This is a genomic window from Paenibacillus sp. Root444D2, assembly GCF_001426375.1.
In the GTDB taxonomy this organism is placed as follows: Bacteria; Bacillota; Bacilli; order Paenibacillales; family NBRC-103111; genus Paenibacillus_E.
In genome coordinates this window covers 1-20,568 of record NZ_LMEO01000007.1, presented here as the reverse complement: position 1 = coordinate 20,568, position 20,568 = coordinate 1, and the positions used below count along the sequence as shown (strand labels likewise).

The following is a 20,568-nucleotide window of genomic DNA, read 5'->3' as shown; positions in this document are numbered from 1 at the left end:
CATTTAAATGCAATTCTTTTTAGGTTTTTTTGAAATTACGTTGTAAAGCAGACCAACTGATCTTACTTAGTATTTCATATAAAATATATGAGTAACGGTTATAATTGAGACTAAAAAGCACCTATGTGGGTGCTTTTTTCAATGTCTACTTGAGATTTTTGATTATTATAAATGAGATAAATCGTTCATCATGCAGTTATAAATGAGACTGATCGAGAATGGTGCATTTTATTTATTGGAATTTATCGATAATGCATACTGCACAATGAATCGTTATATTCAGTTGTTAGAAAAGATAACTAATAAAAAAGATTACTATCAAATGAAATGTTTGATCAATCGCCATTAAAACAGGTCTGATTGTTTCTTTACTAACGTCTTCAATCCCTTTAACTTTTCTCGCCCACCAAGAAACAATTTCTCCTTTATCTATAATTACATGAGTAAAAAATATAATAAAGATCATCGTCCAATTAAAAATGCCTAATAATAAATACATTAATATTAACAATACAATGGTATATACAGCACAATGAACGATAAGTGGAATCCATTGTGTATTTTTTCTTATCGCTTGTTTGTCGGTCTGAAGCAAATAATCTCCTATAAGATGACCTATAAGAAGTACAGCCAATAGCTCAATATTAATGGTCCAATTGATCATACTGTTAAAACTCCCATTAACTAATGATCTTCCAAATAAATAAAATGATAAGATTAAAACTAAGATAAGAAAACTTATTACTGCATTAATGGCATTATTTACTCTTTCCATTTTAATAGTACGAATAAAAGAAACCTTTTGTAGTTCTATTATTAATTCTTGCATTAGGTCTTCATGGCTTAATTTACTCATCTTTTCATGATAGCTACTGGTTGAATGTTTAAGCTTAATTTCTTCTGTTAATCGATATAAGGACCGTCCTGCCAACGACTTACTTAGAGACGAAATAAAATATAATTCTTGAGAATTACTATTATCCATGTCGATATGTTTAGCCGGATTAGTTTTCGGTACAATTACTAAATATGCAAGCGCAACGCTTTTAATTAAGAAGAACAACATAAGAATAAATAGTGGAAGAATTATAAAGCTGTGGGTGGTTAATGTAAGAGGGGACGCAATATCTTTTAATGAATCTGACATTTTAATTATAATAGTTGCAATAATCCCCCAGAAACCAATAACTGCACCAGCCTTAGCATCAGTAAAGCGAATTGTATTTTGTGTATCGTCAATAGCTTTTTGGATAAAATCCATTTTATGCTTATAGATATCCTTGTATACTATTTCATTATCGCTCAATTTTGTACCACTTCCTAAAACAAAATATACTCTCTGGTAGCAATTCTTTGTTTTTCGTTTAACTCATAAAAATTTAAGCTAAATAATCCGTCTTCAAACTTAGTAATGCAGAAAACAGGGTAGTAACATATCTCAAAATTCTTACTTAATAAAACCATTGTTTCTTTATCAGTACTTGATGGGTATGTACTGCATCCAGATGGATGAGAATGCCAAGTACCAACAAAAAAATGATCCTCTGCTTCTTTTCTACTCGTGTATTCCAATAAATAAGTATTATCGAAAACAACTCCGTATCTACTTCTTCTAGCTCTGGGTCCCGCATCAGATACATCGTATATTTTTATCCATCGTGTATTCATTCTGCCGAAAATAATTCCACCATTCTCGACATCTGGGTAAGCCTTTGTCAATTCGTGCATCTTAGTCATTGTTCTTTCAGACAAATAAATTTTTCTATTCAAACCCTTTCTCCCTTACAGAAGCAATTATTATTTTGGTCCAGATATCCAAAAGAATGAATAGGCATTATTTCATCCATCCCCCAGTAATAGTTGTAATAATCATATTTAAATTTTTTATGTTTTGAAAAGTAGGATATTAATGTTACGATTTGTCCCGCAAGAAAGGACATTTTTTCCCACATTGAAATCGTATGAGGATTCCCACATAAGTCAATAGTTTCGGATGGATACTGTGCGATTTCATTCTCAGCTTGTTTATGAAATTGTATAAGTCCTAAGTCTTCTTCAATAAGTTTGTAATAGCAATTTAAACAACCAGTATTTGGCGTTGTAACTATAATCTCTTGTAAGATATTGTTTGGTGAGCTCCAAGCCCAGATAATTGGTTTTTTATAAACTAATAATTCCTTGAACGCTAGTAAATCAAATGACTGTTTCCTTCCGACTGTCACAACTAAAATATCACATAAATCAAGAATCTCATTATCAGTTAGGACCGGAATTACCCTTTGAGCAAATTTATAATTTAAATATTTTTTCATAGACAGAGCTTTATTAGTCCCCAGAAAAAAAGGTTCTAATTCATGATTTCCTATATTTGCAATCGATAGTATATCAAAATCGGATATGACTAAAGATTTTGTTTTCTTATGCGCAAGCATCTTGCTAACTTGACTTCCTAATGACCCAACACCCAATAAACCAATCCTACTGTCTATTCCTAATGGAGATTCAGGTATTATTTCGATATTTAACAAGCTTATCTTAGTTATCTCTGTATCAGCTATGAACTCTAAACATGTAATAAATGAAATGTATTCAGTTCTCCCTCTATCTCCTAAATACATAACGATGACTGGAACATTTCTATGCTTAGGAAGAATCTTTTTAATATCGGTATTCAACACCAAAGTTTGTAGTAATTGATATGTTGTCTTAAATTTAAAATGGCTTGGAAGCCTTATCACTGTAAAATTAGAGTCTAAACTTTTATCGTCGATAAAATTGTTTTTTATGTTCGTAGTTAGGAGATGCCTACTCTCTTTTTCAAAAAAATAATAGGGTTCCTCAAAATATGAAGGGAACCTAATTACTTTATAATCATAATCCGTACCCTTCTTTTTACTTGTTGCAGTGATACCGTTAGCTAATAAGTAAGTAGAATGTACAAAAGAAACTTCATATAATTTTGTCACTTCGATTTCTTTAAAGCCTTGAATAAATTCTTGACTTAGATACAAATAGGAATTACTGAACTGGGGTAAAATGCGCCAAGAAAGTAAGTCATCATCCTTGCTCCACTCATTATTTACATTACTAATAAACCAATCAAGAATTCGATCGTAAATGAACTGAACACCGAATTTTGTTTTTGCACTCCAATTGTGTAATGAACAGATATAGAACTCTGATTCTTTAGGATTAGTAGATAGAACTTTTTCATCAATATGTCTCCACGATCTCGGCATATCTTTATATAAATTACTTTTACCATTTATGCTTAGTACCTTTATAGGTGGCTGTTTGATTGGGAAATCTAACAAATGTATCTCAACTTGGATATAATTACCTTCAATGTCTCCTTCTTTCGGAATTCGACCTTTGACAATTTCATTACTAATAAAAGAAAAGCCGAGGGCTTGGAACTCGGCTTGGTAGAGACTTCTATTTTCAATTTCCATGTTGAATTTTTGTATCCTTCCTTGCTATATCAACAAAAACTGATTTAGCAGCCTCCGAACTATCATAGACATCACACAGCCCAACAACATCTTCAATTTTAATAATTTTATCTTTATAATCAGAACAATCTAAATAGTAAATAGAACTAGATAGCTCTTTGTTAAACATTTGTTTTGTATACTTATTTAGATAAATAATATCAGTTTCATCGTTAAAGTTCATTAACTCTTTGTACTTCTCTCCAAGCAAAAGAATTCTCCCATACATAGGAGAACCTTCTATTTTTCTCTTCGCCTCACCATAGTATCCTAATAATTTAGCTGAGAAATCAACTTCAAAAGAGGTTGCCTTTATTTCACCAACTGGAATATTCCCTTCAGGTTTTGTAACAATAACACCTTGTGGGTTCATTAATGTATTTGGCGAATATTCAATCCCAACTTTTATTTCTAGAAGGTTGTTGTCTTTTAAGTAATCCCCCAGGCCTTTTGCTTTCAGGATTTCTTTTAGCTCGTCATTTAGAATATTGGTAGACTCCAAAATCCTTAAAGCAAGAAGAAAAGCTCTTGCTCCAACAGTCCATTCATCCTGGTCCTCGACTTGAGTTCCCCCAAAAAGGATCATTAGCCCATCCCCTGTTATTGAATGAATATGTCCTTGATAAAATCTAGCTAGTTTAATCCATGTTGAGATTGCTTTTTGCTTAATTACTGCAATTTCGGATATATTCTCAAACCCTGGATCTTCAATAAACATTGCTCTTTTCGTAAAATTTCTTAAATCAATAAACAATGAAACTAACTTAACGTCGAATACTCTGTTAGCTGCATCTAAAAAACCTTCTTGCGTCTTGATTTTCTCAAGTAGATAGTTAAAATCAATATGACCACCGATAACAAAATCTTCATTCAGTTCCCTATCGATGATGTCATTTACTCTATCTTGAACTTGGCTAAATTCCGCACTTTTATATAGAAGCTGGCTACTCTCAAATAAAGCATTCAAAGGATTAATATCGATTCTATAACGATAATCCGATTTAATAATATCACGAAATTTTGAACTTCTTTGAGTCATAGTAGCCTCCAAAAATAAGATTTATCAACTTGCAATATTATCATTTCCTAAAAATATAGTTCACCAAGCCTATTCAATATATTTTATATTATACAAAATCTGGAACACAAAAACCATAAAATTCTCATATCTGTTGTAAATACAAGTCCTTTCAAATAACATTGCCTTTATTGAAAATTTACTTAAATACAATTTTCATGACGGTAATTAAATTTTGCAAGAAGAATTCGATTAATTAATTTATTTCAACTTTCCTCTGTTCTGGATAAAAGAAGTGGCACGAACGGATATGCGTGAACATGTGGAAACGATGTATCAAGTTTATTAATCCAAAGTAGGTATGCTGTTGGAAATAACTCCATACGCGATCGCCAAGTAAATTTTGAACCACCTATGCCCCACATTAAGAACATCTATTCTGAAAACACCTTATATCCATATTAATGACTATCTATCGTATGCAATTGCAAGATACCAGTTATCATACATTCTTACCGACAATCTCATTCCTAGCATAAAATTTAATAAGAACTAATACTCAACCATGAACTTTAAATGCTAAAAACCTTTCAATCTCATCTTTTATCATTTTTTTAACTTGATAATAAAAACCTTTCCGCGCATTAATATTAATTATCCCAAAATAATCCCCAACCAAATTCTGACTTAGCCGGCCATACTTCTCGTAAACGATTGGAATAGCCGTTTCTATATCTAAATGCCAATTTTCCAACCTCACTTTTCGAAACCGTTCCTTACTTTCTTTTACTTGTTCTGAGAACCAATCACTGATATCTGGATAATATTTTCGTAAATATGAACTGTTTCTTCCTATGTATTTATATATGTCATCACAAAAAAGTGATTTTCCTAAATGTTCTTGATTCCTTTTATAGTCCTCAAAAACGCTAAGGAAATATTGTCTGTTGTTCTCTCTTTTTGTTAAACTTTGAACTTGCTTCCCTTTGATGATGGCCTCTTTTATATCTCCATATTTTTGTGTTGAAATTGTTGTTCTACCAATACTTATTGATGCCGCGACTTGCTTTATAGATATTTCATTATCATTTTGAAAAAATCCCTCCAACTTTCTCTCAACTTCAAGAAATGCCAGTTCTCTTTTCATCGAAGAATTGGTTTTATACGTAGGGGGCTGGAATAAATAAATATTCTGAACTTCAGGATCAAAAAAATAATAATAGAAGTCAATAGGGGCCCATCCATATATTTTTTTTGCCTTATAATACATTTTTTCTGGTGATTCGAAATATTCCTCAAGAATTCGAACAAAGTTCTCTTTTAGATTCTTAGGAGCTTTTTTAGGTATGAATTGACTAAATTTATCACTATCAATAAGAGAAAATCGTAGTAAATAGGCCATTATTAAACAAGAGCGATGATAATCAATTTTCAGGGTAGATGTAAGGGTTCTCCTGGTTATTCCTTGTTCAATTAATTTTGCCACTTCTATAAAAAGATCTATGTCTCCTTTGATCTCTCTCCACTCTTTTTGATAAAACCCATATTGCATATAACATTCAATACACACATGTACTCTTGTAAAGTAAACTCCATTGTAACCCCTTCTACGGATATCAATTGGCCTCATGCCAGTAGCTACGCCAAAAGATGAACACCATGGAGTCACACAATATCCCGCAGATAATTCCTCAACATGTGGATTTAGAGAAACTATATAGCTTATAGGCACCTTGATCTTCGAGAATTCGGCAATACTTAGACCACAATAGCTTGTAACTTTAAATACGTCCGTCAGAAGGACTCTTTTCGTTGATTTACCAGTTCGAATTAATGCCGTTAAATTTTGAACTATTATCGGAGAAAACAGAGTTATCTCCCTCTTATTAAAAATAGCTGCCTGATTTTGAGAAATATAGAGTAGTTTAATCGCCAATGATTGCTCTAACGAATAATTTTCGAGTTTTGATGTAAGTGAAAAACTTGGATTTAAAAGATATTCCCAATCAGAGTAAATCCTTATTTGCTCATCTTTAAGAATTTCATCATTTATACCTTTTATTAAATCCTCTTTATCTGTCAGTGAATGGTTACAATTTTTACATATAAATTCATTCAATTTTTCATAAAAATATGGCTGGGATTGATTACATTCATGGCAATGTGATTTAAGAATACCTTGATGCTCTAAACAAATCTCAATTTCATTTATTTGCCAGATAAGCTTAAAACCTTTCTTTTCTTTAATACAATGTGGACAAAACCGTCTTACCTTAGTTATCATGTATGGCCTGATAAAAGACCTATACCGTCTTTCTTCTTGGTCCGGATCGTCAAAGAACTTATCAAGAATCGTCAAAAAAGTAAGAGTTCTTATTTTTTCAATCGATGCTCCTACAAACTGTGCAAGTAATCTTGTATCAATAAGATGGGGAAACCAATCAACCTTAAACATATTAGTTGAGTTTAGGTAAGATACAGAACCTATATTGACTTTTCTTCTTACATCCAGATATGGTATCCCATTCCCATCTGCAATTCTTAGAAAAAAAGAACTTAAAGTTTCCTTATCTCGTGGAATGGGCCTTACCGATAACAGCTTCATTGCTACTCCTCACATTGCCTTTTATCTCAATAAAAATTCTTCTATCTCTGATATGATCATAGTCTTAATATGAGCATAGCCTTTAACCCTAACATATTTAATACCCATTTGCCTTCCAACCAGCGAAGTATTTAAAATACCATTTCTAGAAAATGTTTCAGCAACAGCTTGCTTAACCTCGCTTCGTTTTTTTTGTAAAGCTATCTCCTTAAGCATTGAATTATGTGTGTGAACTACTCTGGCCATATAATTACTGAACCCAGGATAATGTTTGTTAATATAATCCCTATGCCTACCAAGATGGTGATATATACTTTTATACGTAATTTGCAAGTTCAAAAGCTTAGCTTGGCTAGTATATTTATCAAATTTATTTCTCAATTCCTTTTCTTCATTATTTAATCTAAAGGACTTTTGACTTTCCATACAGGATATAATTATTTCTTGCAATCCGTGTGTACGCAATGTTCCTTCACTACACTCAACTGCAGCGGCAACTTGCTGAAGGGAAATAGTTAGTTCACTTGTAACCATGTTATTTACTTTTTCACTTACTGTCTTCTCTAGGGAATCGTATTTCTTTAAAGGTTTTTTTAGACTAGACTGTTTTTGCATAAAATATTCTTGTACAAGATTATTCGCATAATAATAACTGTATTCAATTAAGGACCAACCAAACTTTTCTTGCATATCCTTATATTTAGTCTCTGAGTATGAGTCATATCTCATATTAGACAACTTAAAGTACTCGAGACTATTATCAATTACATCTTGAGGAATGTATTTCCTTTCAATCCCGGATGGCAAAAAACTATGATATGCTAAATATCCAAAAATCTCGCTTACTCTAAATATATTAACCTTCTGATACTTAGAGACTTGACTTCGTGTTAACCCTTTGGAAGCAAGTTCCCTAACCTTTTCAACCAACTGAATATTGCCATCAATTTCATCCCAGGTATCATTTACTGGATGGAAGCTATATCTCATTGAACAGCCGGCACAATAATAATAAAAAGGATATCTAACGCCCTTTTTTCTTGGTTCAACTCGGTTATTTATTTTAGTCATCTTTCCCTTCTTATTAAAGAATTTACACCAATGAGCATGGCAAACATCCGGTTCTACCTGCTCCGATTTTATAAATAGAGATTCAATATATGTATTAGGGACAATAATTTCCGAAAATTCTTCTAGCGTAATATTTAAACCTCTTGCAATAGAAATTACATCTCCAATTGAAACCTTTTTAGTTTCCCTATTACTTCTGATTAACGATACTAAGTTTTTCACTACATTCACGCTTAAAAGATTTACTCGGCTTCTAATGTAACGCTCTTCTTTTGACTGAGTAATGAAAAGCAGTTTTATTGCAAGCGATTGTTCCAATGAAAAATTATTAATAACTTTTGTTAATATCAAAGAAGGGTTGAGCAAATAATTCCAATCTTTATAAAATCTTTCTTGAGTTATTATGTATCCTAAACCCTGAATATCTTCAACCTTATTTGTTAAAGACAGTTTGCAATTTACACAAATAGCGTCATCCTTGTTCTTAAATACATTATCTGAATATTTCACTTGCTTCTGACAGTGGGGACATGCTGATTGAAGTTTAACTAGATGATTAAGGCATATTTCTATTTCTTTTACCTGACATATAAGGTAAAAACAACGATCTTGTCTTACACAAATTGGGCAATATTTTCGTTTTTGACTATCAATTGCAGCGTTAATCATTAAATATACTCGCTCAATTTCAATAGCCGGGTTATCAAAAAATTTATAGGATATACCGTAATAAGTCATTGAAATAATTGCATCTTGAGAAGTTTTTAATAGGCTTACAATTTTCTTATGATCGAAAACATTTACATCATAATCAAGTCGAAAGAACTGATCATTTCGCAGTGTATGAATTGATCCTCTATGAATATCTGCCCATATATCCAATGCTGAAACTTTGTTTGAATATTCTGCTCTAAATAAATAAGAAGTCAGGCATTCTCCAGACTTCTGAATTGGTCGTACTGTTAAACATCTAGTATTCATTATTCTTTCCTTATAATTATAGTTTTTTTATTGGGACCCTTGTCATAAAAATACCCATATGTAGGACTTTTGTTAAGTCCATCATCTGCTGTTATATGAGAAATTCACAACTTATGTATATATGCATTTAGTTCTGAAGCGACTTTCAGTAATTATGTTATGTTTGACTAACTCCAATATGACGATAAATCTCTTTTGATAATACAATATCGTCAGAATTAACCCTAAACTAGTCCAGTTTAATTTGACGGCCATGTTATAGGTCTCAACCCTTAGAATACCGAAGCTTTCGGAACATCTTGTTTAGCGGGGGGAAATATAGTCACCGACGCGTGTGAAAGGAACCGATTATTCTCCACCTTTAAACATTCAGGACAATATCTGCGACTTTTTTATCAAAACCCAACTTATACTAGTTTACAACAAAATGAGAGACGTGTCGGATTAGTTTCAAATCCGTCATGTCTCTCACTTTAATAATTTCAAAACATTATTTTTCAAGCTCCATATTATGATTAACTCGCAATTGGTTAATATAAGCAGTTAACTCCGGAGCCACTTTACGAATATATGGCGGACTAGCTTTAATGTAGTCATAAACATCCTCTGAGAGAACTCTTTGACCGACTCTAGAATTAAAAAAGTTATCAATTAAGCTGTGCCATATAGACTTTAATTTGTTTATTTTAACTGTCTGTTGAATGTTCTTCATTTCATGAATGTACTTCTCAAGACCCCATTTCCGGAGAGTATTTGGTGTTACCCTAAGCTTCTCCGAGACAATACCGATCGTGATACTTTGCTCCGAATTAATTAATTCATTGCATATGCTCAACATTTCATCTTGGATTTTTCCCCTATCAATTCTTCGTTCCGGAACTGGCCATTTATGTAATATTAATTCCTTCATTACTGCCGGATGATACCTGTGAAGCAGATACTGCGTTGTAGATACCCAGCATTCCCATTTTTCAATAGTTTCAAGATCAACATCATTAGTAATTGAGTCTTTAAACTCATACAACAAAGTATTGTCCACAACCTCTTTATTATCACTGTTATTTTTAAATACTCCTCTAACCTGAAAATAAGCCACAATTCTCCGAGAAACACTTATGTGTAAACCAGTTCGCCTACTAAGTTCAGCTAAAGAAAATTCATCGGATTGAATCCCAGTTAATATATTATAACCTTGCACAAAGTAATCTTTTTCCTGAAGTTCTCCTGTCTCTTTGTAAGCAAACCTACAACCGCAATCTAAACAAGCTATGTGGTTAAGAAGTTTCTCACCAGATTTTCTCTTTTTTGATGAAGTCCCCGTCTTAACTATAGAATCATTTTTCATATAGCTCTTACACCAAGGAGATAAACAAATAGCATTTTCTAATTTATTTATCTTATTCGGAATAATTGAATTGCGAAAATCACTTGGGATTTCAATTTCAAAAAAAGTAGTTAGGTCAAGTTTGTTTATATATAGTATTTTTAATAATAAGTGAATATGTACGGATCTAGTTTGAGATAACGTTTTTCTTGCATATTGCATAAGACTTGATGCTTGAACCCCTAATTTATCAAATTTTTGCTCTATTACATCTATATTATAATTTGGTTGTTTTCCATTCATAATAAATAATAATTTGATTGCTACTTCTGAAGGACTTAAATGTTTATTATTATTTGTAAAAAGTTCCCTCCAAGTTTTTAAAAGCCATTCTTGCTTATCCAAATCTTCTTCTGTAACTTTATCATCGTACTTATCTGAGCCAAAAGAAGAATAACATATTGGACAAATACTTATTTCTTCAACTGCACTCAACTTAATCTGATTACCACAACTCTTACAGCTGTCAAGTAAACGTATGTGATGTCGTGTACAACAATTAATACCATCAACCTTCCATTCAATTCTTAAATAAGGTTTTTTCTCATTTAAGCACTGAGGACAGTAATGAAGGTACTCACGAATAACCCCCCTTAAAAAACGAGAGTGAACAAGTTCATTACTATGACTAAATTTTTTTAATACAAAATAAAAAGTCATTCCTAATAGCTTCTCACATGCCACGTTTGTTATTTGAGAGAGTGTTTGAATGTAAATAGAATTCAGTGGGGCAAAATCAATTAATGGGATGTCCGCTTTTTGAGGATTTACAAAATCATTATTCTTCACTTTTTTCCAAAGAGTTAATAAACTGGTTCCGTTTGCTTTTGCAAAACGAAGAAGGAAGCTGCTTAATGATTCACCTAGTTTCGGCTGTAATCTCACAGAAAACATATAACATCTCCCATGACATAAATAGTTGTTTTTATTTTAAGTAACCAACTGATTTTATAATTGCTTCTAGTCTAAAATGAAGAGGCTCTTAACGTTAGTAGATATATCCCATTCTGATTATTTAGTACAAATACTCCCCACTACACAGGGAGCATTTGTTCTTTCAAGTCTGTAGCAAGCGTTCTAGATCCGCTCATACCCTTTAAATATTTGAGTGGACCTTGTGCCGACCAGTCCAAAGACATGCGTTTCACGTGCCGTTGAATGGCTGCAAGATCGATATGTTTCTTACCCTCAGACATACATTTGAGTAGTACATGATTACCTGCCAAAGAAAGAGCGTCTAAGCAGACGATATGCGTTAACCGAAATTCTTTATAATCGGACCATTCAGAATCAAATGTTTGGCGAATAGCATCGTAATAAGTCATAGCCACAGCCAATTTTTCTTCTTTTGATAAACTAGATATTCGGTAATCAGCTGTTAAATGATGAAGTGTTCTATAGACATTCTGAAGTGTCACATGGCGTCCCTTGCTACGTTTGCCAATAATTGTACCAATATTATAAAAAGGACTGTCCTTACGAACCATGAGCTCAGTAGCGATCCAACTGATATCATCTGAATCTCGACGTAAAAACTTGCTAAGTGATGGTCCAATTCCCTTCGCTTTTGTATTTATGGTGTCAAATAGTTTAACCTCCTCATCTTCATCCAAAGAATGAAATGCAAGAAAAGGAACATTTAAATCGGAGTTTGTTTCCCGTGTGTATTTATCAATGCCCCCCATTCGATGCTGACCATCCATTAACGACGCCTTACCTTTACAAAATAGGCGACCATAAGATGGACGTTGTCGATCATAATAAACAAACTCCCAATTCGATGCTGCGTTTAATAAAATAGGAGTAAACAAAGCATCTTCACCTTTAGATAAATAGCTAGCAAAATCCTCACACCTTTTTGAGTCTACGGGGCGTTGATACCCTTTACCTGAGGGCAAGTCAAAAGGTTTTACATAAGTGAGTTGTAGTCCCACCGAGGAAGGAAAATGGCTTTGATAGGCCACTTTACCGCGCATTTTACATTGTAAAACATTTTCAATAACGATTTGATTAGGTAGTGTATTCATGCTGTTTGCCCCTTATTTTATGAATTATTAATATAAATATAGATGTTATAAGATCTAAAATCAATTGGTTATATATGTTATAGGTGTATTTAACTTGGGTGTCCACTTCCTTAAGCTGATATAGAAGGTGGTGGTCCCTTGCCTAAATTATCAGCTCATATTGGTGCAAGAATAAGGGTTTTTCGGAAGAATAGAGGGCTTACTCAAGAGCAGCTGGGTGAGAAAGTACAACAACCTCAATCATACGTAGGTGGAATCGAACGTGGAGAGAAAAATATATCCTTGGATACTCTTGAGAGAATAGTAGAAGCTTTAGAAATTCGCCCGGGTGATTTGTTTAATTCCTATAATGGATTACAGTCTAAAGACCAAGTAGAAAAGGATCGACTGATTGATTACTTAACTCATATTCTTAGAGATCGTAATCTTAGAGAAGTTTCAACAGTTACAAGATTGATTGAGGACGTCCTAAAGGCGTATGACACTAAATAACTTTCTTTTTTTAAATAAATTAACCCTAGTGCCATGTATACGGCTCTGGGGTTAGTTACTAAATATGCGGTTATCAAAAAAATGATGGTTATGCATTATTTATTTTTCTAACAACATATCGCGCATCATCCCCAACACCACGTAGTGTTGCAGAGGCAAATGATCTTTGCCCAGAAATGCCAACAAAATACAAACCATCCGTAGCATTACTCACCCCAACCCTATGTTTTGGAAATCCACGATCATCCAATGCATTTAATCCCGCCAAAAAAGATAAATTAGGCCGAAACCCAGTAGCAAAAATGATCGCATCAGCGCTCTCTTTCTCCCCATCCCCCCAAATAACTCCATCCTCATACATCGAAGTAAACATTGGTCTTTGATTTGGTTTTCCGCTCTCTAATAGTTGTTTAAACCCTGCCGAATCAATAACGGTTGTTGGCTCTGGTACTGGGCGGCCAAACAAAGGAAAAGGGAATTTATCTAACCCGGTAGCAATTAACCAAAAGTGCAGATCGCGTCCAAACTTAACCTGAGGTAGGAGTTTAACCGGTGTCCGAACCGCTAGGGTCGTAGTGGCTACCTCCGAGAGCTCAACACCTATTTGAACCGCTGAGTTCCCACTCCCGACAACAATCACACGTTGACCTTGATAGGGCTTGGTATTCCGATACGCAGAGGAATGAATAACTTCTCCTCGAAACGCTGCTAATCCAGGAATGTCAGGTATATAGGGTCTGTGAAATGAGCCTGTTGCACTTATAACAGATTCAGCTTCAAGAATCTCCCCACTTGTTGTGGTAACTTGAAACCTCCCATTAAATTTCTCTACTTTTTCAACACGAGTGTTTGTCTTCACAGGCATATTATACTTAGAAGCATATTCTCGAAGGTATGAAATCACTTCATCCCTCGAGGGATAACGATTGCCCCCACCTGAGAATGGGAATCCTGGCAAAGAAGAATACTTAGCGGGTGAGAACAGCTTTAGGCTATCGTAATAATGTGGCCATGATCCCACTGCTTCAGGACCGGCTTCTAAAATGAGAAATGACAGTCCATATTTTTTAAGGTAATATCCCGCAGCAAGTCCAGCTTGCCCTCCACCGATTACAATGGTTTTATACATAATTATCTCACAACCTTACTCTTCATTTTTTTAATACATGCTCCTTATAACAACTTTTCCATCGCCATAACATCAACATATTTCCCATCTAAAACGCCCTGATTCTGAAAAATGCCAACGTCACGATATCCCGATTTACGGTAAAGCCCTTGACCTAATTCGTTAAAGGGGAATGTAAAAAGTACAAATTTATAAAATTCATTTTCTTTACCTACACGTTCTAGCTCTTTCAAAAGTCTACTCCCTATCCCTTTACCGCGGTATTCTCGGTCAATGTAGATGGATATATCTCCAACACCGTTATAGGCGCAACGTGTACTGTATGGGTTTATCGAAGCCCAGCCGACAACTTGCTCATTTTCTTCTGCAATCAAAACAGCATATCTTCCTGCGTGAGTTTGAAACCAACTTTGCATATAACGCAAGTTCTTTGTTTCCTCTTCTAAGGTTGCGATTCTATCCTCAATTCCTTGGTTGTAGATATTAAGAATCGCGTTAATGTCACTTATTTTTGCATTTCGAATGATCATGCGAACACCTCATTAAATGAATTTTATAATAATTGAAATTTGCAACTAATAGCCCAAAAAGAACTCCTCACCAAAGAGGAGAATTGAAACTATCCAACCGTAAAACGCATTAAACTCATTATGAAATAATTGACCTTTGCAACTACCATCTAAAATAATCTCCTCTTTTAAGAGGAGGAGCAACAATTTTCATTTTGATTCATAGCCTGACTCAAAAGGCCTAAACTTTCGACAACTTGATCTCGCTTATTTTCCGGTATGAGTTGTAAAATTCCTTGAACATAATTCTCCATTGTTTTGGATATGGCTTGATGCTGCTCTTCCCCTTTTGAGGTTAAAGAGAGTACCACATAACGCCGATCTTTAGGATCAGGAGTTCTTCGCACCATCTCCAACTCGACCAATTGCTGAATTTGCCTGCTGATTGTACTAGTATCAGTGAAAAGGGTTTGGGCCAAATCGTTTAGAGCAATATTAGGGTGCTTCATTAGCTCGTAAATGATATGACTTTGTATGACCGAAATACCGCAACAATGTGCGCCATCTTTCTGAAGCAGCCCGAATCTCCGAACAAGTAACTGCAGCACTTCTCTCACATCTGGGAATTGTGGATTATTGTTCATATTAAATCACCTAACTATCTTATAACACATATTAATTGATAAATGCAACTATTGATTAACAGTGGTATTTCTCCTCATTCCTACATTACCTTTCATAAACCAAATGATACTTAGCAGCAAAAGGAGCGATGCAGAAAGCCAATAAGTCATGCTTAAACCAATGAAATGCTCAGATAAATAACCAAACAATGGTCCCATGGACGCCCCCACATCGGATACGACTACATACATGGTCATTATAAATGTTCGAGCCGATCCGAATGCAATATCCGAAACCATTGCATCCATAATTGTGGATAGCAAAGTTGTAACTATGAGAAGTGCTAGTAGATCAAGTAACCAAAGGCCAAAAGGAATCTCAAAATTTGTCAATGTCATAAATATCGCAGCCAAAGCAAGTGAGCCGATAAGGAATGGTCTGCGTCCCCACTTGCGGTCAGATAGCCGACCAAACCAAGGAGACATAAATGAGCCCAACGCCCATCGTACGGCCTGGAGAGCGCCTGCTATGGTGGCAGCCCCAATAACTATTTCATAGAACATAAACGACGTCTTGTGGTGAACATCAATCAGGTGACTTAACGTTGCAGTGAGCATGCCGTCAAGACACATGCCAACTAGAAACACTGAAATTAAAGTCCCTTGCAATGCTGGAAGTTTTATAATCACCCTCTTTTGGTGTGGAGTATCTTCAGATTTAATTTGTTTTTTCACCTTGGGAACAAACTTGTAAACAGCAGGAAGTACAAGGAATGCCAGAACACCAAAAGTTGTAGCAACAACCTGTAATCCAAACAACTCTACACAGATACTACCAGCAAGCATGCCCACTAAACTGCCTATTCGATAAAGCCCATTGTAAGTCCCCATGAAGTAACCTCTGTTTTGGTCACCCGATAGTTCGAGGATCATGAAGTAAGAGCCCAAACGAAATAACGACCAAGCTACACCCCAAACACACCGCAGAATAAGCCAACTATAAAAACCATCTACCCATCCGTAAAGTAATGTAGTCATTCCTGCTATGAATACGGCCAAAAATACACCATTTCTGATGCTGATTTTTTTGTACAACCATCCAATCAAGGGGCCGAGCGGTAATCTCACAAAACGATTTGCCGAGAGTAAAATTCCAACTTCAATGAGGGACGTTAGTCCCACATCGTTCCAATGAATCGGTAATACAACGTATAGCATCGAATCACCAAATAGTGAGACAGCTGTGATAAGTGCCAAAAAAATAATAGGTTTGAGATCTGCATTTTCTTTTGTCTGCTCTCTGATCAACGAACTTCTCCTTTCAAAATAAAAAGCGGCATTGCCCTTAAGACAACGCCGATCTAATCTAGCTGCAGCATGAAGATGTCGATGCCACCGGTTTGGTAATTGGTGAACAACAAGAACTTACTTCATCAGATTTTACTACCATTGTTTCACTTTTTTCAGGTTCACAGCACGAGCTACTTTTGATACTACATACCCCAGTTTCAGGCAGTTCAAGTTCAACCCTCTCAGCTGCTTCACGATCACCAACTAAAGCTGCAACAACGGATCTCACTTGTTCATACCCTGTCGCCATCAAGAAAGTCGGCGCTCTACCGTAGCTCTTCGATCCAACAATATAAAAGTCCTTCTCTGGTTGTCTTAGCTCATTTTCCCCATGTGGTCTAACCGTACCGCAGCTATGAACATTCGGATCGATTAGAGGCGCTAACTCCAAAACGCTTTCCAAGCCTGGATCTGCTATCACTCTAACTTCTCTTAAGAATGAAAAATCAGGACGGGAACCTGTATTCGAAACGATCTCATCAATCGCGTCAATATGGGCCAATTCGCTGTTTAAAGAACCAATAACCTGAATTTTTTCCCCATCCTTTTTTAATTCATGAATATGAAATGGTGTCATCACTTTAACTTTACCTGACTTGACTAGCTTCTGAATACGCGTTCCGAGTTCTCCTCTCGCAGCTAGCTGATCTTGATCCCGCCCCCCGTAAACATCCTCTAGTCTAGATTTTCTTAGTACCCAGACAATTTCAGTCTCCTGTTTTTGCCCCTTAAGCTCTCCGAGTTCCAAAAGTGTATTGATCGCGGAATGACCGCTACCAACAACAAGAACTTTCTTTCCACTATAGCGATTTTTATGCTTACCTAGAACATCAGGTATACCATAAAATACTTGTTTGCTTAAAGACTGCTCCTCAGACGTCCAGACCCCTTCAGAAATGATTGGATTCGGACTGGTCCAGGTACCCGAAGCATCGATGACAGCTTTGGCCTCAACTAAGAAGCGCTCCCCATTTTTCTCAACATGCAAGACAAATGGAAGGTCATCGCGGCCATGTGTTTTTACCTTATTTAGGCCTTTTCGGCTCACAGCGGTCACTTTCGTATTCAAGTTTATGAACGGTTTGATTTCAGGTAACTCGGCGAAAGGCCTAAAATAGTTTTCAACCATCTCTAATCCAGTAGAGATTTCCGAATGATTCGGAGCGATCCAACCATGTGAGGTAAGTAGCTGCCGCGCTGCTTTATCTATATTGTATTCCCATTGAGAAAAGAGACGTACATGAGCCCATTTAAGGACACTGGCCCCCACCGAATTCCCAGTATCAAACAATACAAAAGATTCTCCTCGTGTAACTAAATGTGCCGCTGCGGCAAGGCCAACAGGACCAGCACCTATGATTGCTACAGGTAATTTCGCTTTAGATAGAACTGTATTTTTACTCATTGAAGATACCTCCATAAAATAGTTTTCTTTATCATCCATTTAAGACGTAAGCTATTATCGAAAGACGCAAACTTACTCACTCTTAAGAGCAAGCACATGCACAGCAAGCAGTTTGATTTTTGTTAATCCGGAATAACCTTACGAACTTTTTGAGACTAAAGCTAAATTGTTTTTTCACCTGAGTTTGAGCCACATTCGCTGTGTTTACTTGTTTACCTTCCTGTTCTACATACATCAGTTGTGGATTGATATCGTGAAATAACATGTAAAACCACTCCTTCATCAAAATATATTGATATATACATCAAAAAAAATTGATGTAAAGTCTAAAAAAAATTAAGAACCACTCGGTCTAAAAATGCAACAAAGCTCTTCTGAAAGCAATCCGTTCACCGCAGAATTATTGATCTCATAATAGCTCCAGGTGCCAATGATTTCTTTTGTAATTAGATTGGCGTCTAAAAGGATCTTCAAGTGATACGACAACTTGGATTGAGCCATTTCCACGACATCGCATAGGTCGCATACGCACGTTTTTCCCCGCTGTGTTAACTCATACATGATTTGAAGTCTCTTGCGATCCGCCAAGGCTTTAAACTTTGCCTCATACGTTTCAAAAAACGAATCGTTCGGTGCAGTATTTATCTTTACTTCATGTATTGGAATTATGGTTTTCATTATTTTCACCCGATTCATTAATCAATTTTTTTTGATTTAATCACAATATATACCAATACGAATCAGATTGCAATGGTTTAATCAATTTTTTTTGATTAAAAAATATTTATTAAAACCTTCTCGTAACGCCTGGATCACTTGTGCCAAGTAAACCATATTCTACAGTACGATGGCTGCTACCACCTGATTAAGGGCTGGAAGCACGATAGGGGTTCGTAAAATAAGTTTAAGACTGACCCCAATAAAAGAAAAAGCGGCATGGCTAGGATGCTAATATAAAATCCTAGACTGCCGCTGCACCTAGCTTTGTCTTACAGCTTGTCTTACGAATTGTAAGACAAGCTGTACTCAACTATAGTTACCCGTTAGTTCAACAAATCGTTCCTAATAAGTTAATTGCCCACCGTGAAAAATTTTCAGAATAAATTCCCGTTCAGGAACTTGCAACTGAATATAAGATTGCAGAAACTCCTTATTGTCGTAGGGCACTTCAATTAACTCTTCGCTGATTCCTTTCTCCGTTAACGAAACAATGCCGTATCTAGCGCGCGGTTTATCGTGACAACCTAATGCACCAGGATTAAAATAAGTTCTTTTGCTAGAAACAAAATGGTGAATCATATGATGATGACCAAAGCATACCATCTTATACTTGGTTTCTTTGTAGAGTTGATCTAAATTCTCCGTTGACGGGTTCTTTTCAATAGACAAAAACCAGCCTTCTTGATTGAGATGATAATGAGTGAATAGCAGTTCTTCTTTATTGAAATGATTGACGATTAATTGTTTTGGCCATTTACTCATCGCTTCGATGTACTCGGGGTTAATTCTATCTGCCAACCATTGGTGATGGTGCCGTTCATTTTGATGTCCTTTCGGAGCGTCATCTCCATAAAAAGCGGCCATTACCGCTACATCATGATTAGCCACGACGAATGAAACATCAGTTCGTGACAATAGTAATTCAAGAACTTCGTTGGAATCGGGTCCAATGCCAACTACATCCCCCAAACAATAAATGTGATCAACACTCTTGGAAGTGATATCCTGAAGCACCGCCATTAATGCAGGGCTATTTCCGTGAATATCGGTTATTACTGCTATTTTTTTCATTAACATACTCCCATTCCAAGAGATATTTTGTTCTATATACATATTATCCATGTAATTACTTTATCCTGTTATTACTTAAATGAAAAAGAGAAGCTGCATTTTACACAGCTCCTCAACTCTCGTTTTCCGTTAGTTTAACGCTTAGAGGGAACTAAAATGATCTCACTCACCTTAAGAACTGAACGTTTTGATTCTTCGGTAGAGTGCCATCTCCTTATATATTCAGGTGTTTCAAGAGTAACTTTCACCATTTGAGATCGAGTGAAATCATTCTTCGTTAGTAATTTCCCCATATCATCCATAAATTTCGTATCATCATTGAACTGGACAAAGCAGTTATATCCGATAGAGTTAATTTTTCCTTTTACACCTTTATTTACCTCGTTGGAGCAATCGACAACTATACCGTTCGGCTTAACTTCATTTATTTGACCTTCTATGAATTTCGAAGAAGTGTCATTGTTATTACAGCCAATTAGAACGATCGTTAATAACAAAAAGGACAACGCAGCACGATTCATAAAAACCTCCTCCTTTATTATAAGGACGGATATAATACACACACGGTTGCGTTAATCTGCCCTTTAGTTTAACTAGAGTAAAGGGCTGAATATTCAGCCCCTCCTCATCAAACCGTACATGAAGTTTTCCCTCATACGGCTTTCCGATGTTCTTCAATCATGAGCATGCGG

The 20,568-nt window shown here is 35.4% G+C and carries 17 protein-coding genes; 1 reads left to right on the top strand and 16 read right to left on the bottom strand.

Annotated elements, in window-relative coordinates:
- Positions 1-286 precede the first annotated feature (286 nt).
- From ASD40_RS36270 to ASD40_RS06125, 8 genes are all read right to left on the bottom strand, one after another.
- Entirely contained in the window at positions 287-1,306 is a 1,020-nt protein-coding gene (locus ASD40_RS36270; protein ID WP_057302462.1) for a DUF3307 domain-containing protein, read from the bottom strand.
- 14 nt (positions 1,307-1,320) lie between these two features.
- Positions 1,321-1,770: a Mov34/MPN/PAD-1 family protein gene (locus tag ASD40_RS06155; protein WP_057302461.1), complete on the bottom strand. Its 450-nt coding sequence runs from the start codon at positions 1,768-1,770 to the stop codon at positions 1,321-1,323.
- On the bottom strand, positions 1,767-3,452 hold the full coding sequence (locus ASD40_RS06150; protein WP_057302460.1) for a hypothetical protein: 1,686 nt from the start codon (positions 3,450-3,452) through the stop codon (positions 1,767-1,769). The genes ASD40_RS06155 and ASD40_RS06150 overlap by 4 nt, the downstream gene beginning before the upstream one ends.
- A complete protein-coding gene (locus tag ASD40_RS06145) occupies positions 3,442-4,530 on the bottom strand; it encodes a hypothetical protein (protein ID WP_057302459.1) in 1,089 nt (362 codons plus the stop codon). The genes ASD40_RS06150 and ASD40_RS06145 overlap by 11 nt, the downstream gene beginning before the upstream one ends.
- 538 nt (positions 4,531-5,068) lie before the next feature.
- Positions 5,069-7,114: a TniQ family protein gene (locus ASD40_RS06140; RefSeq protein WP_057302458.1), complete on the bottom strand. Its 2,046-nt coding sequence runs from the start codon at positions 7,112-7,114 to the stop codon at positions 5,069-5,071.
- Positions 7,115-7,135: 21 nt separating this feature from the next.
- Positions 7,136-9,166: a TniQ family protein gene (locus tag ASD40_RS06135; protein ID WP_057302457.1), complete on the bottom strand. Its 2,031-nt coding sequence runs from the start codon at positions 9,164-9,166 to the stop codon at positions 7,136-7,138.
- A gap of 490 nt (positions 9,167-9,656) precedes the next feature.
- Positions 9,657-11,444 (bottom strand): TniQ family protein, encoded by a 1,788-nt coding sequence (locus ASD40_RS06130; protein ID WP_057302456.1) that lies wholly within the window; start codon positions 11,442-11,444, stop codon positions 9,657-9,659.
- Between the two features lie 140 nt (positions 11,445-11,584).
- Positions 11,585-12,577 (bottom strand): DGQHR domain-containing protein, encoded by a 993-nt coding sequence (locus ASD40_RS06125; protein WP_057302455.1) that lies wholly within the window; start codon positions 12,575-12,577, stop codon positions 11,585-11,587.
- Between the two features lie 138 nt (positions 12,578-12,715).
- On the opposite strand from ASD40_RS06125, the gene ASD40_RS06120 reads away from it, so the two are divergent.
- On the top strand, positions 12,716-13,069 hold the full coding sequence (locus ASD40_RS06120) for a helix-turn-helix domain-containing protein (protein WP_057302454.1): 354 nt from the start codon (positions 12,716-12,718) through the stop codon (positions 13,067-13,069).
- Positions 13,070-13,157: 88 nt separating this feature from the next.
- Here the strand turns inward: ASD40_RS06120 and ASD40_RS06115 are convergent, their stop codons facing one another.
- The 8 genes from ASD40_RS06115 to ASD40_RS06075 form a co-directional block, all read right to left on the bottom strand.
- Positions 13,158-14,198 (bottom strand): NAD(P)-binding domain-containing protein, encoded by a 1,041-nt coding sequence (locus ASD40_RS06115; protein ID WP_057302453.1) that lies wholly within the window; start codon positions 14,196-14,198, stop codon positions 13,158-13,160.
- Between the two features lie 44 nt (positions 14,199-14,242).
- A complete protein-coding gene (locus tag ASD40_RS06110) occupies positions 14,243-14,728 on the bottom strand; it encodes an arsinothricin resistance N-acetyltransferase ArsN1 family A (protein WP_057302452.1) in 486 nt (161 codons plus the stop codon).
- 167 nt (positions 14,729-14,895) lie between these two features.
- Positions 14,896-15,351: a MarR family winged helix-turn-helix transcriptional regulator gene (locus ASD40_RS06105; RefSeq protein WP_057302451.1), complete on the bottom strand. Its 456-nt coding sequence runs from the start codon at positions 15,349-15,351 to the stop codon at positions 14,896-14,898.
- A 48-nt stretch (positions 15,352-15,399) separates the two neighbouring features.
- Positions 15,400-16,638 carry an MFS transporter gene (locus ASD40_RS06100; protein WP_057302450.1) on the bottom strand — a complete coding sequence of 413 codons (1,239 nt, stop codon included), beginning with the start codon at positions 16,636-16,638 and terminating at the stop codon, positions 15,400-15,402.
- 58 nt (positions 16,639-16,696) lie between these two features.
- A complete protein-coding gene (locus tag ASD40_RS06095) occupies positions 16,697-18,124 on the bottom strand; it encodes an NAD(P)-binding domain-containing protein (RefSeq protein WP_082562089.1) in 1,428 nt (475 codons plus the stop codon).
- Between the two features lie 297 nt (positions 18,125-18,421).
- The gene (locus tag ASD40_RS06085; protein WP_057302447.1) at positions 18,422-18,763 is read right to left on the bottom strand and encodes an ArsR/SmtB family transcription factor; all 342 of its coding nucleotides are present in this window, start codon (positions 18,761-18,763) and stop codon (positions 18,422-18,424) included.
- 384 nt (positions 18,764-19,147) lie between these two features.
- Positions 19,148-19,876 carry a metallophosphoesterase family protein gene (locus ASD40_RS06080; RefSeq protein WP_057302446.1) on the bottom strand — a complete coding sequence of 243 codons (729 nt, stop codon included), beginning with the start codon at positions 19,874-19,876 and terminating at the stop codon, positions 19,148-19,150.
- A gap of 134 nt (positions 19,877-20,010) precedes the next feature.
- Positions 20,011-20,397, bottom strand: a complete 387-nt coding sequence (locus ASD40_RS06075) for a hypothetical protein (protein WP_057302445.1) — start codon at positions 20,395-20,397, stop codon at positions 20,011-20,013.
- Positions 20,398-20,568 lie beyond the last annotated feature (171 nt).

What these genes read in the sequence shown, in the direction of transcription:
- ASD40_RS06150 (WP_057302460.1), bottom strand. Translation starts at nt 3,452, where the DNA reads ATGGAAATTGAAAATAGAAGTCTCTACCAAGCCGAGTTCCAAGCCCTC.
- ASD40_RS06145 (WP_057302459.1), bottom strand. Translation starts at nt 4,530, where the DNA reads ATGACTCAAAGAAGTTCAAAATTTCGTGATATTATTAAATCGGATTAT.
- ASD40_RS06140 (WP_057302458.1), bottom strand. Translation starts at nt 7,114, where the DNA reads ATGAAGCTGTTATCGGTAAGGCCCATTCCACGAGATAAGGAAACTTTA.
- ASD40_RS06135 (WP_057302457.1), bottom strand. Translation starts at nt 9,166, where the DNA reads ATGAATACTAGATGTTTAACAGTACGACCAATTCAGAAGTCTGGAGAA.
- ASD40_RS06130 (WP_057302456.1), bottom strand. Translation starts at nt 11,444, where the DNA reads ATGTTTTCTGTGAGATTACAGCCGAAACTAGGTGAATCATTAAGCAGC.
- ASD40_RS06125 (WP_057302455.1), bottom strand. Translation starts at nt 12,577, where the DNA reads ATGAATACACTACCTAATCAAATCGTTATTGAAAATGTTTTACAATGT.
- ASD40_RS06115 (WP_057302453.1), bottom strand. Translation starts at nt 14,198, where the DNA reads ATGTATAAAACCATTGTAATCGGTGGAGGGCAAGCTGGACTTGCTGCG.
- ASD40_RS06110 (WP_057302452.1), bottom strand. Translation starts at nt 14,728, where the DNA reads ATGATCATTCGAAATGCAAAAATAAGTGACATTAACGCGATTCTTAAT.
- ASD40_RS06105 (WP_057302451.1), bottom strand. Translation starts at nt 15,351, where the DNA reads ATGAACAATAATCCACAATTCCCAGATGTGAGAGAAGTGCTGCAGTTA.
- ASD40_RS06095 (WP_082562089.1), bottom strand. Translation starts at nt 18,124, where the DNA reads ATGGATGATAAAGAAAACTATTTTATGGAGGTATCTTCAATGAGTAAA.
- ASD40_RS06085 (WP_057302447.1), bottom strand. Translation starts at nt 18,763, where the DNA reads ATGAAAACCATAATTCCAATACATGAAGTAAAGATAAATACTGCACCG.
- ASD40_RS06080 (WP_057302446.1), bottom strand. Translation starts at nt 19,876, where the DNA reads ATGAAAAAAATAGCAGTAATAACCGATATTCACGGAAATAGCCCTGCA.
- ASD40_RS06075 (WP_057302445.1), bottom strand. Translation starts at nt 20,397, where the DNA reads ATGAATCGTGCTGCGTTGTCCTTTTTGTTATTAACGATCGTTCTAATT.